General features: G+C 59.9%; 17 protein-coding genes and 1 pseudogene. 11 read left to right on the forward strand and 7 right to left on the reverse strand.

Translation table 11 applies throughout. The features are described from left to right. Positions 1-235 precede the first annotated feature (235 nt). From H8S56_RS10100 to H8S56_RS10110, 3 genes are read left to right on the forward strand one after another with little or no spacing between them, the layout of a single operon-like run. On the forward strand, positions 236-1,225 hold the full coding sequence (locus tag H8S56_RS10100) for a 2-hydroxyacid dehydrogenase (protein WP_187518541.1): 990 nt from the start codon (positions 236-238) through the stop codon (positions 1,223-1,225). Between the two features lie 45 nt (positions 1,226-1,270). Beyond that, a complete protein-coding gene (locus H8S56_RS10105) occupies positions 1,271-1,708 on the forward strand; it encodes a hypothetical protein (protein WP_187518542.1) in 438 nt (145 codons plus the stop codon). Further along, positions 1,705-2,112 (forward strand): META domain-containing protein, encoded by a 408-nt coding sequence (locus H8S56_RS10110; protein ID WP_024688940.1) that lies wholly within the window; start codon positions 1,705-1,707, stop codon positions 2,110-2,112. Before H8S56_RS10105 ends, H8S56_RS10110 begins: the two co-directional genes overlap by 4 nt. A gap of 200 nt (positions 2,113-2,312) precedes the next feature. Here H8S56_RS10110 and H8S56_RS10115 read toward each other — a convergent pair whose 3' ends face one another. Then, entirely contained in the window at positions 2,313-2,780 is a 468-nt protein-coding gene (locus tag H8S56_RS10115) for a TlpA disulfide reductase family protein (protein ID WP_187518543.1), read from the reverse strand. Positions 2,781-2,912: 132 nt separating this feature from the next. Between H8S56_RS10115 and arsC the strand changes: the two genes are divergently transcribed. The 4 genes and pseudogenes from arsC to H8S56_RS10135 all read left to right on the forward strand — a co-directional run bounded on the left by arsC (position 2,913) and on the right by H8S56_RS10135 (position 4,759). After that, positions 2,913-3,266, forward strand: coding sequence for an arsenate reductase (glutaredoxin) (gene arsC / locus H8S56_RS10120; RefSeq protein ID WP_024685984.1), 354 nt, complete (start codon positions 2,913-2,915; stop codon positions 3,264-3,266). Next, positions 3,263-3,868: an NAD(P)H:quinone oxidoreductase gene (wrbA, locus tag H8S56_RS10125; RefSeq protein ID WP_187518544.1), complete on the forward strand. Its 606-nt coding sequence runs from the start codon at positions 3,263-3,265 to the stop codon at positions 3,866-3,868. The genes arsC and wrbA overlap by 4 nt, the downstream gene beginning before the upstream one ends. Beyond that, a pseudogene (locus H8S56_RS10130) lies at positions 3,861-3,998 on the forward strand (DUF2069 domain-containing protein); the annotation flags it as partial. The gene wrbA and the pseudogene H8S56_RS10130, both read left to right, overlap by 8 nt. A gap of 89 nt (positions 3,999-4,087) precedes the next feature. Then, on the forward strand, positions 4,088-4,759 hold the full coding sequence (locus tag H8S56_RS10135; RefSeq protein WP_187518546.1) for a DNA-3-methyladenine glycosylase I: 672 nt from the start codon (positions 4,088-4,090) through the stop codon (positions 4,757-4,759). A 6-nt stretch (positions 4,760-4,765) separates the two neighbouring features. Here the strand turns inward: H8S56_RS10135 and ttcA are convergent, their stop codons facing one another. Further along, the gene (ttcA, locus tag H8S56_RS10140) at positions 4,766-5,590 is read right to left on the reverse strand and encodes a tRNA 2-thiocytidine(32) synthetase TtcA (protein WP_187518547.1); all 825 of its coding nucleotides are present in this window, start codon (positions 5,588-5,590) and stop codon (positions 4,766-4,768) included. A 218-nt stretch (positions 5,591-5,808) separates the two neighbouring features. On the opposite strand from ttcA, the gene H8S56_RS10145 reads away from it, so the two are divergent. Together H8S56_RS10145 and H8S56_RS10150 are read left to right on the forward strand one after the other, a co-directional pair. Beyond that, on the forward strand, positions 5,809-6,408 hold the full coding sequence (locus tag H8S56_RS10145; protein ID WP_024685980.1) for a Yip1 family protein: 600 nt from the start codon (positions 5,809-5,811) through the stop codon (positions 6,406-6,408). Positions 6,409-6,529: 121 nt separating this feature from the next. Next, positions 6,530-7,024 (forward strand): SprT family zinc-dependent metalloprotease, encoded by a 495-nt coding sequence (locus H8S56_RS10150; protein WP_024685979.1) that lies wholly within the window; start codon positions 6,530-6,532, stop codon positions 7,022-7,024. Between the two features lie 66 nt (positions 7,025-7,090). Here H8S56_RS10150 and H8S56_RS10155 read toward each other — a convergent pair whose 3' ends face one another. The 4 genes from H8S56_RS10155 to H8S56_RS10170 form a co-directional block, all read right to left on the reverse strand. Next, positions 7,091-8,443: a dicarboxylate/amino acid:cation symporter gene (locus tag H8S56_RS10155; RefSeq protein WP_187518548.1), complete on the reverse strand. Its 1,353-nt coding sequence runs from the start codon at positions 8,441-8,443 to the stop codon at positions 7,091-7,093. 511 nt (positions 8,444-8,954) lie between these two features. Continuing rightward, positions 8,955-10,301: an ATP-binding protein gene (locus tag H8S56_RS10160; protein WP_024685586.1), complete on the reverse strand. Its 1,347-nt coding sequence runs from the start codon at positions 10,299-10,301 to the stop codon at positions 8,955-8,957. After that, positions 10,298-10,975, reverse strand: a complete 678-nt coding sequence (locus H8S56_RS10165; RefSeq protein WP_024685585.1) for a response regulator — start codon at positions 10,973-10,975, stop codon at positions 10,298-10,300. The genes H8S56_RS10160 and H8S56_RS10165 overlap by 4 nt, the downstream gene beginning before the upstream one ends. A 27-nt stretch (positions 10,976-11,002) precedes the next feature. Next, positions 11,003-11,353: a hypothetical protein gene (locus H8S56_RS10170; RefSeq protein ID WP_024685584.1), complete on the reverse strand. Its 351-nt coding sequence runs from the start codon at positions 11,351-11,353 to the stop codon at positions 11,003-11,005. 178 nt (positions 11,354-11,531) lie between these two features. Here H8S56_RS10170 and H8S56_RS10175 point away from each other — a divergent pair, with 178 nt between their 5' ends. Together H8S56_RS10175 and H8S56_RS10180 are read left to right on the forward strand one after the other, a co-directional pair. Beyond that, a complete protein-coding gene (locus H8S56_RS10175) occupies positions 11,532-12,320 on the forward strand; it encodes a dienelactone hydrolase family protein (RefSeq protein WP_187518549.1) in 789 nt (262 codons plus the stop codon). Positions 12,321-12,418: 98 nt separating this feature from the next. Beyond that, positions 12,419-13,144, forward strand: coding sequence for a 4'-phosphopantetheinyl transferase family protein (locus tag H8S56_RS10180; RefSeq protein WP_214654043.1), 726 nt, complete (start codon positions 12,419-12,421; stop codon positions 13,142-13,144). Here H8S56_RS10180 and fhuF read toward each other — a convergent pair whose 3' ends face one another. Then, positions 13,145-13,777, reverse strand: coding sequence for a siderophore-iron reductase FhuF (gene fhuF, locus H8S56_RS10185; protein WP_235986764.1), 633 nt, complete (start codon positions 13,775-13,777; stop codon positions 13,145-13,147). Between the last annotated feature and the right edge of the window lie 378 nt (positions 13,778-14,155).

Raw genomic sequence — 14,155 nt, forward strand, 5'->3', positions numbered from 1 at the left:
TTAAAGAGCTCTTTTTAAGCGCCGGACTGATGCATACCCTGTGGGAGGCGGCTTGCCGGCGATGGCGTCGGTTCAGTCACCGAAAAGTCGCTTCAGAAAAAGCATCGCCGGCAAACCGCCTCCCACAGTCCGTTGGTTGCCGCAAATTTGTGTACAACGCTACGCGTCCCGGGCGGCATGCGAACGCTAAGCATTGGCACGATCAATTTTTGATTCCGCAAAAGGACCCTCCCCCATGCGTGTACTCATCTACAGCAGTCAGGAATACGACCGCGCCAGTTTTCTCGCCGAACAACTGCCAGACGGGTTGGAGCTGACCTTCCAGCCCGCGCGTCTGACCCTCGAAACCGTGGCCCTGGCGGACGGCTTCGAGGTGGTCTGTGCGTTCATCAATGACGAGCTCAGTGCCCCGATACTCGAACGGCTGGCCGCAGGCGGTACACGCCTGATCGCGCTGCGCTCGGCCGGTTTCAACCATGTGGACCTTCCCACGGCGCAGCGCCTGAGATTGAGTGTGGTACGGGTGCCGGCGTATTCGCCGCATGCCGTGGCCGAACATGCGGTGGCACTGATCCTGTCGCTCAACCGCCACCTGCACCGCGCCTGCAACCGGACCCGCGATGGCGATTTCAGCCTGCATGGCCTGACGGGGTTCGATCTAGTGGGCAAGACCGTCGGCGTGGTCGGTACTGGTCAGATCGGCGCGACGTTCGCAAAAATCATGACCGGGTTCGGCTGCAAATTGATCGCCCATGACCCCTTCCCCGCTCCCGACGTTGAAGCACTGGGCGCGCAGTACATGAGCTTGCCCGACCTGCTGGCTCAGGCGCAGATCATCAGCCTGCACTGCCCGTTGACCGAGCAGACCCGCCACCTGATCAACGAACAATCGCTGGCGACCCTGCAACCCGGCGCCATGCTGATCAATACCGGACGCGGCGCACTGGTGGAAACGCCCGCGCTGATCAACGCGCTGAAAACCGGTCAACTGGGCTATCTGGGGCTGGACGTGTACGAAGAGGAAGCCCAACTGTTTTTCGCGGACCGTTCCGACCTGCCGTTGCAGGACGACGTGCTGGCGCGTCTGCTGACCTTCCCCAACGTCATCGTGACGGCACACCAGGCCTTCCTGACCAAAGAGGCATTGGGTGCCATCGCCCGCACGACGCTGGACAACATTGTCGCCTGGTCGGCGGGCACGCCGCAGAACCGGGTAGAGGGTTAACCTCGCGCCTGTGCATGTTAGGATGCGCGCAATTTTGGAGGACCCATGGCCGAACACGATTTCCGCTACAGCATGCTCAACCCGCAACACACGCTGACCGAATGCCGCACCCTGGGGCCTGGTCGCTATCAGGTCACCGGCAACGGCGGCTCGATCCACAACAACGATCAATTGCTGGTGACCATCAAGGGCAGCAAAAGCCTTTACATGCGTCTGTCGGTCGAAAAAGTCCGGCACCTGATCAACCCGCCCGGGCAATGGGTGGCGGTTGCCCACGGTCCGGTCTTCGACGAACTGGCGATCCATGAGTGGCAGGTCCACTGCGACAGCTGCAACGCTGAGCTGAAGTTCGAGTTCATGGTCGAGAGCAAGCTGGGCATCAAGGCGCAGAAACCTGCCGCCACCGCCCGCATTGCGGAACTGGGCTGGACAACCGAAGGCGAGAAGCATTTCTGCAAGAAGTGCCAGGGGCCGGCGGCATGAGACAGTTGTTGCTGGCAAGCCTGATCGGTAGCGCGCTGGTGGCCGGCTGCGCGACGCAAACGCCGACCATTGAGCAGGATCGAAGCTACGTGATGGAATGGATCGGCGAACGCCCGCTGATCGACAACAGCCGCCTGACCATGACACTCGGTGCCGACGGTCGCGCTTATGGCAACGCAGGCTGCAACCACTGGTTTGCGCCGTACAGCTTGCGCGACGGCACCATCAGCTTCGGCGCATTAGGCAAGACCCGCAAGATGTGCGCACCGGCGCTGATGGAGCAGGAACAGCGCTTCCTGAAGTCCATGTCCACCGTGCAGCGCTGGGACATCTCGCCGATCCAGCAATTGCGCTTGTGGCCAGCTGAAGGCAAGCCGCTGCGGTTCTGGCTAGAAGAGAGCTGATACAAAACTGCTGAACAAACGCATTCTTTGTGGGAGGCGGCTTGCCGGCGATAGCGTCAATTCAGACGATGACAGGTCGCCTGAAAAACCGGATCGCCGGCAAGCCGCCTCTTATCAGACAACCTGTCACTCACTAAAGAAACGTGATCGAAGACGTTGTGGCACCTCAAACCGTCTGCGTTCAGATCGTTAGCCTTGAATCACCCTTCCCCGCGCAACGTCTTGAGCTTCTGAATCACCGTCGCGGCGGACTGCTCGCCCAGCAACTGCTCGCGCATCTTGCCCTTGTCGTCGATGATGTACGTCACCGGCAGCGCCTCGGACGGCGGCAGCTCGTAGCGCTCGGCCGGGTCCTGCGCCAGCACCGTGAACTTGATACCCAGCGCGTCGGCGGCCTTTTTCAGCTCGTCGCCCTGCAGGTTGTCGAAGTTGACCCCCAACACGGTGACTTTCTTGTCCTTCAACTGCTCGGACAAAGCATTGAATTCAGGGATCTCCGTCCGGCACGGCCCGCACCATTCGGCCCAGTAGTTCACCACCAGCCAGTGGCCGTCAATGCGCTCGCTGGACACCTTCTGACCGTTCTGGTCCGCGCCCAGATCCACGCCACACCCGCTGAGCAGCAAACTGCCGATAAGCGTCACCGCTGCTGCCAATCGCCTTACCATCTGTGCTTCCTTCCTCGACTCTGATGACCGGTTACTTATGACCGCGAATGCGACTATTGACCACTCAATATGTCGAACAGTGCCCTCGCGTGGGTAGAATACGCGCCACTCCCAGCAAGATGCGACCTGCAAATGACCGATCTGACGCTGTATCACAACCCGCGCTGCAGCAAATCCCGCGGCGCGCTGGAACTGCTTCAGGCCCGCGGCCTGACTCCCGACGTCGTCCTGTATCTGGAAACACCGCCGGATGCCGAACAAATACGCCAGCTGCTGGGCAAGCTGGGCATGACTGCACGGCAACTGCTGCGCACGGGCGAAGACGACTACAAACAATTAAACCTGGCTGACCCGAGCCTGAACGATGAGCAATTGATCGCCGCCATGGCTGCCCATCCGAAACTGATCGAACGACCGATACTGGTGGTTGGCGACAAGGCCATCATTGGCCGTCCACCCGAGAACGTTCTGGAGCTATTGCCATGAGCACGCCTTACATTCTGGTTCTGTATTACAGCCGAAACGGTTCCACCAGCGAAATGGCCCGCCAGATCGCCCGGGGTATCGAACTGGGCGGCATGGAAGCGCGACTGCGCACCGTGCCCGCCATCTCCGCCGACTGTGAAGCGACCGCGCCCAGCATCCCGGAAAACGGCGCGCTGTACGCCAGCCTCGATGACCTCAAGCACTGCTCCGGCCTGGCGCTGGGCAGCCCGACCCGGTTTGGCAACATGGCCGCGCCACTCAAGTACTTTCTCGACGGCACCAGCAACCTGTGGCTGACCGGCGCATTGGTCGGCAAGCCTGCCTGCGTGTTCACCTCCACCGCCAGCCTGCACGGCGGTCAGGAAACCACCTTGATGTCGATGCTGCTGCCGCTGTTGCACCACGGCATGCTGATCATGGGGCTGCCGTACAGTGAATCGGCGCTGCTGGAAACCACTGGCGGCGGCACGCCTTACGGCGCAAGCCACCACGCAGGTGCAGACGGCAAGCGCCCGCTGGACCGTCACGAAACCGACCTGTGTCGCGCCCAGGGTCAGCGTCTGGCGAAGACCGCGCTGCAACTGGAAGCTCCGCGTGGCTAAAACGCCCAAGGCGCTGCCAGCCAGGGAATGGCTGGAACCTCGGGTGCGTGTCAGCCGGGTCGTCAGCCTGATCTGTTTTCTGGGCATGATCGCGCTGCTGTCGGTGTATTACCTGCTGTTTGCCGACCTGCGTTGGCGCTATCAGCTAAATCGCAAACTTGCGGCGATCGGGCAGGTCTGAACCCTCGACCTGCCTTTTGACTGTCCTTTGGAGAACCGATGCACGATTACAAATGGCTGAACGAGTATTGCCTGAACCGTTTCGGCTCCGCCAAAGCACTGGAAGCCCACCTGCCCACCCCGAAAACGCCTAAACAGCTGCAAGCCATCAGCGCTGACCGCTATTTATCCACCCTTGCCCTGCGCGTGTTTCGGGCCGGTCTCAAGCACAGCCTGGTGGACTCCAAATGGCCCGCGTTCGAAGAGGTATTCTTTCGCTTCGACCCGGAAAAAGTCGTCTTGATGGGTGCCGACCACCTGGAGCGCCTGATGCAGGATGCGCGCATCATTCGCCATCTGGGCAAGCTCAAGAGCGTGCCCCGCAACGCGCAGCTGATTCTGGACATCGAGCAGGAGCACGGCAGTTTCGGCCAGTTCATCGCCGAGTGGCCGATCGATAACATCACCGGGCTGTGGCAATACCTGGCCAAGCATGGCAACCAGATGGGCGGGCTGTCCGCGCCGCGCTTCCTGCGCATGGTTGGCAAAGACACCTTCATTCCCAGCTATGACGTGGTGGCAGCGCTGAACGCGCAGAACATCGTCGACAAGGTGCCGACCAGCAAGCGCGATCAGGCCATTGTGCAGGACGCGTTCAATCAGTGGCACGCCGAAAGCGGCAGGCCGATGTGCCAGCTGTCAGCCATGCTGGCGTTCACCGTCAACCACTGATTACGCTCAAATATTGACCACGTTGACGAACCGCGAGGCAGCGGTTTCGTCGATGCGCAGGTGGGTGAAATCGAACAGGTTGCGGTCGGCCAGTTGCGACGGCTGCACATTCTGCAGGGCGCGGAAGATGCTTTCGGTACGGCCAGGCGTTTTGCGTTCCCAGTCCTGAAGCATGTCCTTGACCACTTGGCGCTGCAGGTTTTCCTGCGAGCCGCACAGGTTGCACGGGATGATCGGGAACGCCTTGAAATCCGAATAGCGTTGAATGTCACGCTCGTGGCAGTACGCCAGCGGACGGATCACCACATTGCGGCCATCGTCAGCCCGCAATTTGGGAGGCATGGCCTTAAGCGAACCGTTGAAGAACAGATTGAGGAAGAAGGTCTCGACGATGTCATCGCGGTGATGACCCAGCGCCATCTTGGTGGCGCCGATCTCGTCGGCGAAGGTGTATAGCGTGCCGCGGCGCAGGCGCGAGCACAGCGAGCAGGTGGTCTTGCCTTCAGGAATCAATTCCTTGACCACTGAGTAAGTGTCTTTCTCAACGATGTGGTATTCGACGCCCAGCGCTTTGAGGTACGCCGGCAGCACATGCTCGGGAAAGCCGGGCTGTTTCTGGTCCATGTTCACCGCGACAATGTCGAATTTGATCGGCGCGACTTTCTGCAAGTGCATCAGCACGTCCAGCATGGTGTAGCTGTCTTTGCCACCAGACAGGCAGACCATGACCTTGTCACCCTCCTCAATCATGTTGAAGTCGGCAACCGCTTCGCCGGCCAGCCGACGCAGGCGTTTCTGCAGTTTGTTCTGATTGACTGAAAGGGTGCCCATGTACTGGTGGTATCCGCTGACGATGACAGTGAGAAAAGGCGGCCATTTTACGCAAAACCGCGAGCGGGTTAAACAAGACGCTTGTGCGGCAACTCAGTGCCGTGAGCTATCAACAGCGACCTGTACATGACCAATCGCTCTAAGCCTTCGGTGATACCGGCGGACGAGGTTTCTATACTGATCGATGAAGGCGAATCCGACTATCGAGGAGTACGCTCATGATCCATCACGTCTGGGGGCTGTTCACGCACCCCGATCAGGAATGGAAGCAGATCCGTGGCGAGGAAGAGACCATCGGCCACCTGTACCTCACGCATACGCTGATTCTAGCCGCCATTCCAATCGTTTCAGCTTACATAGGCACCACGCAGGTGGGCTGGGTGATCGGCGAACGTCCGCCGGTCATGCTCACCCATGGCAGCGCCATCTGGATGGCAGTCATGTCATATGCTTCCATGTTGGCAGGCGTGGGAGTCATGGGCAGCTTCATTCACTGGATGGCGCGCACCTATGACGCAACACCCTCGCTTGCACGCTGCATCGCGTTCGCGACCTACACCGCCACACCGCTGTTCTTCGGCGGGCTGGCGGCGCTCTATCCACACGTATGGCTGGGCATGCTGGTCGGGACAGCAGCAGTCTGTTACACGGTCTACCTGCTATACGTCGGCCTGCCGACCTTCATGAATCTGCCCTCTGAAGAGGGTTTCATGTTCTCAAGTTCCGTACTCGCGGTCGGTCTGGTGGTACTGGTTGCGATCATGGCGTTTACCGTCGTGCTGTGGGGCATCGGAATAGGTCCGCAATACACACAATGAGCATGCGCTGAACGGGTCTGCCGAGGCGCAGGCCTGGCGATATAAATGACCACCTGGCGGCTTACATTTTCAGCTGCCCCCCACATTACGGCATACTTGGCGCATTGGAGAGCCACACAGCATGCCCGATCAACTCAATTCCCGCGTCGAAACCTGCTATCAACAAGCCGAAGCCTTCTTCAAACGCACGTTCAAACGGCCGGTCGTGAGCTTCAAGCTACGCGGTCAGAAAGCGGGCGTTGCCCATTTGCACGAGAACCTGCTGCGCTTCAATCCGCAGCTTTATCAGGAAAACGCCGAAGACTTCCTGCGCCAGACGGTGCCGCATGAAGTCGCGCACCTAATCGCTCATCAGCTGTTCGGTGGCAGCATTCAACCGCACGGCGAAGAGTGGCAGTTGATCATGCGCGGCGTGTACGAACTGCCGCCCAACCGCTGCCATACCTACGCCGTCAAGCGTCGCAGCGTGACGCGCTACATCTATCGCTGCCCGTGCGCCGACAGCGACTTCCCCTTCACCGCCCAGCGCCACAGCATGGTGCGCAAAGGCCGGCGCTATCTGTGCAGACGCTGCCGTCAGACGCTGGTGTTCAGTGGCGAAACGAGAACCGAGTAGCGGCCGCTGAACCGCAGGCATAAAAAAACCCATCCGAAGATGGGTTTTTTCATGGCCTGATGAGGATCAGACTGTTTTACCGGTGTTCACAACATTGGCTGGAGTCGGGCCTTCAGCGACGCCCAGGTCGTCTTCAGGACGGGTTTCCAGAATCGCGGAACCGCCAGAAGCCAGCTCGGACTGCAGCTTGTCGGTGTCCAGCTCGCCAACCCACTTGGCAACCACGACGGTGGCAACAGCGTTACCCACCAGGTTGGTCAGGGCGCGAGCTTCAGACATGAAGCGGTCGATACCCAGGATCAGCGCCAGACCGGCAACCGGCAGGTGGCCAACGGCCGACAGGGTTGCAGCCAGAACGATGAAGCCGCTACCGGTCACGCCTGCAGCACCCTTGGACGACAGCAGCAGAACCAGCAGCAGGGTGATCTGGTGAGTGATGTCCATGTGGGTGTTGGTCGCCTGAGCGATGAACACGGCCGCCATGGTCAGGTAGATCGACGTACCGTCCAGGTTGAACGAGTAGCCAGTCGGGATAACCAGACCTACGACAGACTTCTGGGCACCCAGACGCTCCATCTTGATCAGCATGCGTGGCAGAGCCGATTCCGACGAGGACGTACCCAGTACGATCAACAGCTCTTCACGGATGTAGCGAACCAGTTTGAAGACGCTGAAACCGTGCGCACGGCAGATGCCGCCCAGTATGATCACCACGAACAGGAAGCAGGTGATGTAGAAGCAGATCATCAACTGACCCAACTGCACCAGCGAGCTCACGCCGTAGGCACCGATGGTGAAGGCCATGGCACCGAACGCACCGACGGGTGCCAGCTTCATGATCATGTTGATGATGTTGAACATCACGTGAGCGAAACGATCGATGAAGTCCAGAACCGGCTTGCCGTAAGCACCCAGGCGATGCAGGGCGAAACCGAAGATCACCGAGAACATCAGGACTTGCAGGATATCGCCGTTGGCGAACGCGCCGACGATGGTGTTCGGAATCACGTTGAGGATAAAGCCGACGATGCTCTGGTCTTTACTGGCGGTTACATAAGCCGCGATCTTGGAGGCGTCCAGGGTGCTGACGTCGATGTTCATGCCGGCGCCCGGCTGAACCACGTTCACAACGATCAGGCCGATCAACAGGGCGATGGTCGAAACGATTTCGAAGTACAGCAGTGCGTAGCCACCGGTCTTGCCGACCGACTTCATGTTCTGCATGCCGGCGATACCGCTCACGACCGTACAGAAGATGATGGGGGCGATCACCATCTTGATCAGCTTGATGAACCCGTCACCCAGCGGCTTGAGGGCCTTGCCGGTGTCAGGGTAGAAGTGGCCGATCAGGATACCGATAACAATCGCTACGATTACCTGAAAATAGAGAGATTTGTAGATGGGCTGACGAGTCGTCATTGCAGTTATCCTCAAGGGCGTCGTCGGCATCTTCACCGGATGCGCGCGAGCCTATAAAGCGCTAACCCTCCTGCATTGGAGGGATTTGTTTTGTCGAGCTGCGCAAGGCAGACCTCTACTGGATATATAGCAATAGGCGTGCCACGAAGGCAAAAGGACATCAGCACCACGGATTACAAGGGCGACAGGCTGACGATAGCCGGAAACGGAAAAAAGCGATGGCGGTTTTCCGCCGTATTGAGCTAAAAACCCGGCTGCAGTGGCGGGTATCCGCCTTGTGCAGAGCTTTATGAGCAACATGCCCACGCAAAGTACTCGTTGTTATACGCAAGTCTTGCTGCAACCAACGGGCTGTGGCGGGCGGCTTGCCGACGATGCTGTTTCTGAGGCGACCTAATCAGTGACTGAACTGAAGCCATCGTCAGCAAGCCGCCTCCCACGGGGTATGCATTCATCCAGATACTTTCGTTTGGGCCCCCGTTTTACTTGCCTTCTGGAACAATCACCGCCGCTACTCCGGCATGAAATGAATCCTGAACGCGGCCCCTCCCAGTGACGAATCATCCAGCGTCAGTCGGGCGCTGTAGCTTTCGATGATGTCCTTGACCACGGCCAGGCCAATGCCCTGCCCGGGGTTCTGGCGATCGAGCCGTTCGCCGCGCTCTAGAATGCGTGCCCGCTGGTGCTGCGGGACGCCAGGCCCATCGTCTTCGATGCACAGTTCATCGCCTGAAGCCGACTCGGCGAAGCTGACGCGCACCTCGCTCAGGCACAGGCGATAGGCGTTTTCCAGAAGGTTGCCGAGCATTTCCAGCAACGCGCCCTCTTCCATGTGCACCTGGCAATGCGCCGACAGGTCCAGCGTGACCTTGACCTGCTTGTCGCGGTACACCTTGTCCAGCGTATTACACAGGCTTTCGACCACCGGCCGCAGCATCACGTGATGGCGCACCAGCCCGCTCTTGCGCAGGCTCGCACGTTGCAACTGGTAACCGATCTGCTGGCTCATGCGCTCGATCTGCGATTGCAGCACCCGCGCCTGCTCGACATCTTCAGGACGTTTGGCGATGTTTTCGCTGACGCCTTGCAACACCGCCAGCGGAGTTTTCAGGCTGTGCGCAAGGTCGCCCAGCGAGTCACGATAGCGGGCGCGCTGCTCGCGCTCACTGCGCAGCAGGCGGTTGAGCGAGTCGGTCAGGCGCAGCAGCTCGCTGGGATGCTTTTCGCTCAGGCTGTCACGCGCACCGGTTTCCACGTCATCGAGTTCCTGACTCAGGCCACGAAGTGCTCGCAACCCCCAGGTGAGGCCGCCCCACAACAGGCCCAGCAACACCACCAAGGCCGTGCCGAAGCCCAGATAGAGCTTCTGACGCAAACCATTGATGGTTTCCTGATAGCCGCGCAACGGCTGAACCGCGACGATACTGAAGGCGGCGTTGCGACCACCCAGCAGGCGAATCTCGACGTCATAGACGAAGTACTCGTCGCCGTTGATTTCCTTGATCTTGGTGAACTGACTGCCCTGCCCGTCGTAACTTGGGTGGTAATCGATGTCCATCGCTTCGGTGGACAGCGAACGCCAGACCATCTGCCCCTGACGGTTATAGATGTAGCCCATCAGACGGCTGCCGGGCAGGTTGAACTGTTCGCCCGGCAACAACGACGGCATCAACAGGTGATCGTCTTCAACGCGCGCCGCCGAGATCATCGTGGTCACATCCGACGCCAGCCGCTGTTCGATCGCGCCCCGCAACGCCAGGCTGAAACCGCTCTGCAGCGCAGGCAGCATCAGCAGCATGAAAATGACTGCAAGGGTCACAGCGCCCAGCATCAGGCGCAGGCGCAGCGAACGAATCACGTACAGCGCTCAGTAAACAGATAGCCCATGCCGCGCACGGTCTCGATCGGTTTGAAGGCCACGCTGCTGTCCAGTTTGCGACGCAAACGGCCGACCAGCACCTCGATCACGTTCGGATCGCGCTCGTCATCGTCAGGGTACAGCTGCTCCATCAGACGTTCCTTGGGCACCACCTGCTGGTGATGGAGCATCAGGTATTCGAGGATGCGGTATTCGTACGCGGTCAGTGCCAGCGGCTGCTCAGACAGCGCGGCCTGTTTGCGATTGAGGTCCAGTAGCAGCGGCCCGGCCGTGATCGTGGACTGAATGAAACCACTGGAGCGGCGCAACAACGCATTCAGACGCGCCTCCAGCTCTTCGAACTGAAACGGCTTGACCACATAGTCATCGGCACCTGCAGCCAGCCCTTCGACCTTGTCCTGCCAGTTGCCGCGCGCGGTCAGGATCAGGATCGGAAACGATTTGCCCAACGCACGCAACTGACGGATCAGGTCCAGCCCGCCGATACCCGGCAGCCCCAGGTCGATCACCGCCAGGTCGTGGTTGAACTGCGCGACCTGATACAGCGCCTCTTCGGCATTGGCCACCGCTTCCACCACATGCCCCGCCTCGGTCAGACGCGTGCGCAGGTGATGACGCAACAGTGCTTCATCCTCGACCACCAACAACTTCATGCAGCCCTCCCAGGCACAGCCCCAACCTCAAGACAAGGAATGAAACGACATCGTCGCATCGGTACTCAACAGCCGGGCGCTGACAGGCACACGCTGTTTTACATCATAGCGGCCGAGCAGGATTTCACGGCTGACGGGCACACCATTGTGAGTGCCTGACAGATTGCCGTAAACCGGCGGCGAATAGAGCGTCCCCGCAGACACATTCAGTTGGTTCTGCTGACCGAGCCCGTGACTCCAGCCGCTGGCATCGTCGTGCCGCTCACTGGTCTTGCCGAACTCGATGCGCGTCAGGTCAAGCCTGCCGTCACCAGCCTGTGCCGCTGCACTGCCACCCAGAAAAGCCAAGGCCAGGAAAAACTTGTTGATGCTCAACATAAGGACTCCTTTTGCGCTCGGGGACGCCATCAAGGTACGACTCAACAGTAATCCGGCCGGCCTGAACCCCGACTGAACGTTGCATGAACCTGCGCTGAACAGTGTTTGAGGCCTCGCGCGGCAGAATCGGCTATCGTTGCCGTTCAATACGACACCCCCACTCAAGAAGGAGCTGAACATGCGCGTGTGGATGGCAATGATCATGATGGGCCTAACCGGGCTCGCCCAGGCCGCGATCAAGACCGAACAGGTTGATTACAAAAGTGCCGACGGCACTAAACTGGTGGGTTACTACGCCTACGACGATGCCATAAAAGGCCCACGCCCCGGCGTACTGGTGGTTCACGAGTGGTGGGGCCTGAACGACTACGCCAAACGCCGCGCCCGCGACCTGGCTGCGCTGGGCTACAGCGCCATGGCCATCGACATGTACGGCGAGGGCAAGAACACCGAACACCCGAACGATGCCATGGCGTTCATGCAGGCAGCCCTCAAGGACAGCGATGCGGCCGACAAGCGTTTTGATGCAGGCCTTGAGCAACTGAAGAACCAGCCGCAGACCGACCCGGCCAGAATTGCCGCCATTGGTTATTGCTTCGGCGGCAAGATTGTCCTGGACGCAGCCCGTCGCGGTGAGCCGCTGCTGGGCGTGGTGAGCTTCCACGGCGCGCTGGTCACCAACAGTCCGGCCAAACCTGGCATCAAGGTGCCGATGCTGGTCGAGCACGGTGCCAAGGACAGCATGGTCACGCCTGAGAACGTGGCGGCCTTCAAGAAGGAAATGGACGACGCCAAAGCCGACTACAAGTTCGTCAGCATCGAAGGTGCCAAACACGGCTTTACCAACCCCGACGCCGACCGTCTGAGCCACGGCGAACACGGTGGCCCGGACATCGGCTACGACAAGGCTGCCGACCAGAGCTCGTGGTCGGACATGCAGGTATTCTTCAAGAAGATATTCGGGTAATGAACATGATCGTTCCCACGTCGCAGTGGCGTGGGAACGATGATCGGACGCAAACGCCAGCCTTCCCTCAAGCCTGATCCCCCGGCAAAATGCCGCTCATGACTCGATTCCCGCCTCTCCCCGCCTGCTGCCCCGAACTCATCCAGCACTGGCCGCTGCCTCAGGCGGTGCCAGGCGCGGTGCTGGTCAGTGGCCATTTCGACCCACTCAAACTGGCCGACGGCGACTTTCTGCGCTGTGCGGTCGACACGCCTGCCAGCATTCAGCGTTCGGTTGCCAAGCGTCAGGCCGAGTTTCTTGCCGGTCGCCTGTGTGCCCGAGAAGCGCTGCGCAGGCTGGACGAACGTCAATGCGTCCCGGAAATTGGTGAAGATCGCGCGCCGGTATGGCCTGCCGATATCTGTGGCTCCATCACGCACAGCAAGGGCTGGGCGTCAGCCGTCGTCGCGCACAAGCAACAGTGGCGAGGGCTGGGGCTGGATACCGAAAACCTGCTGAGCCACGACCGCGCCTCGCGTCTGGCCGGGGAGATCCTGACCGCCAATGAGCTGGCAGACATGGCCAAAGGGCCGGAAGATCAAATCGCCTTTCGTGTCACCCTGACGTTCTCGATCAAGGAGGCGCTGTTCAAGGCGCTGTATCCCCTTGTGCAAAAACGCTTCTACTTCGAGGACGCCGAGTTGCTGGAATGGTCTGATGACGGTAGCGCCCGCCTGCGCCTGCTGATGGACCTGTCCAGTGAATGGCACCACGGCAAGGAACTGGATGGCCAGTTCAGTCTGCAAGGCGACAACCTGCTGAGCCTGATCGCCGTCGCTGTTTAATCAATCAGGCAATGGGCAGTGATGACAGCGCCCGACCCACTCCACCCGGTAACTCAGGCAACAAACCTTGCGCTGCCTGCGCGGCGCTTCGCCATCTGCCTGCTGTCTGTACGTCACCGTCTGAAACAAGGGATTGATCCGGCCATCCGGGCGCTTGCGCTCGGTCAATAGCGCACACACGTCGCCCGGTTCAGTCACGCAGCTTTCCAGCGTGTCCCCGGCGCTGCTCCACAACACACGGCTCGCCAGCCCGCCGTAGCGGCTCAGTGTCTTGATAAAAGGCTGCAGGTTATCGTCGAGCAAGCCTGCAAAACGCTGAAACGGATCGTGCTGATCCTGCTGACACTCTTCGCCGTCTCCCGCGAACTGAATGCCCACCGGGATACCGCGCTCATCCAGCTCAAGCGCGATGTATGCAAGCTGCAATGGATAGTGACGGTTGTGCACAAGGCTGGCCGACAGCACCGCGGGAATAAGCTGCATGAAGTAATACTTGGCCCATTGCGAGACCAGCACCGGCAACTGGCTGGGCATCAGCTCTGCGCCATAGAGATTCAACAACAACGCGTCCAGTCGCTCGGGACGCAGCAGGTCGGGCAGCGCTACAGACTGCTCGCCAAGACTACGTTTCAAACGGACCCTCTCAGCGGCTGTATGACGTTCACGCTTTGGTGGGAGGCGGCTTGCCGGCGATCCGGTTTCTCAGGCGACCTGTCACTGACTGACCTGACGCCATCGCCGGCAAGCCGCATCCCACAATCCGATAGCAGGTCGGACGGCGCTACATCATGTTCACGAAGACGATGTTTCAAGCGAACCCTCTCAGCGGCTGTATGACGCTCACGCTTTGGTGGGAGGCGGCTTGCCGGCGATTCGGCTTCTCAGACGACCTGTCATTGACTGACCTGACGCCATCGCCAGTAAGCCGCCTCCCACAATTCGATAGCAGGTCGGACGGCGCTACATCATGTTCGCGAAGACGATGTTTCAAGCGAACCCTCTCAAGCAGCT

It is taken from the genome of Pseudomonas triticifolii, assembly GCF_014358015.1.
Taxonomy (GTDB): domain Bacteria; phylum Pseudomonadota; class Gammaproteobacteria; order Pseudomonadales; family Pseudomonadaceae; genus Aquipseudomonas; species Aquipseudomonas triticifolii.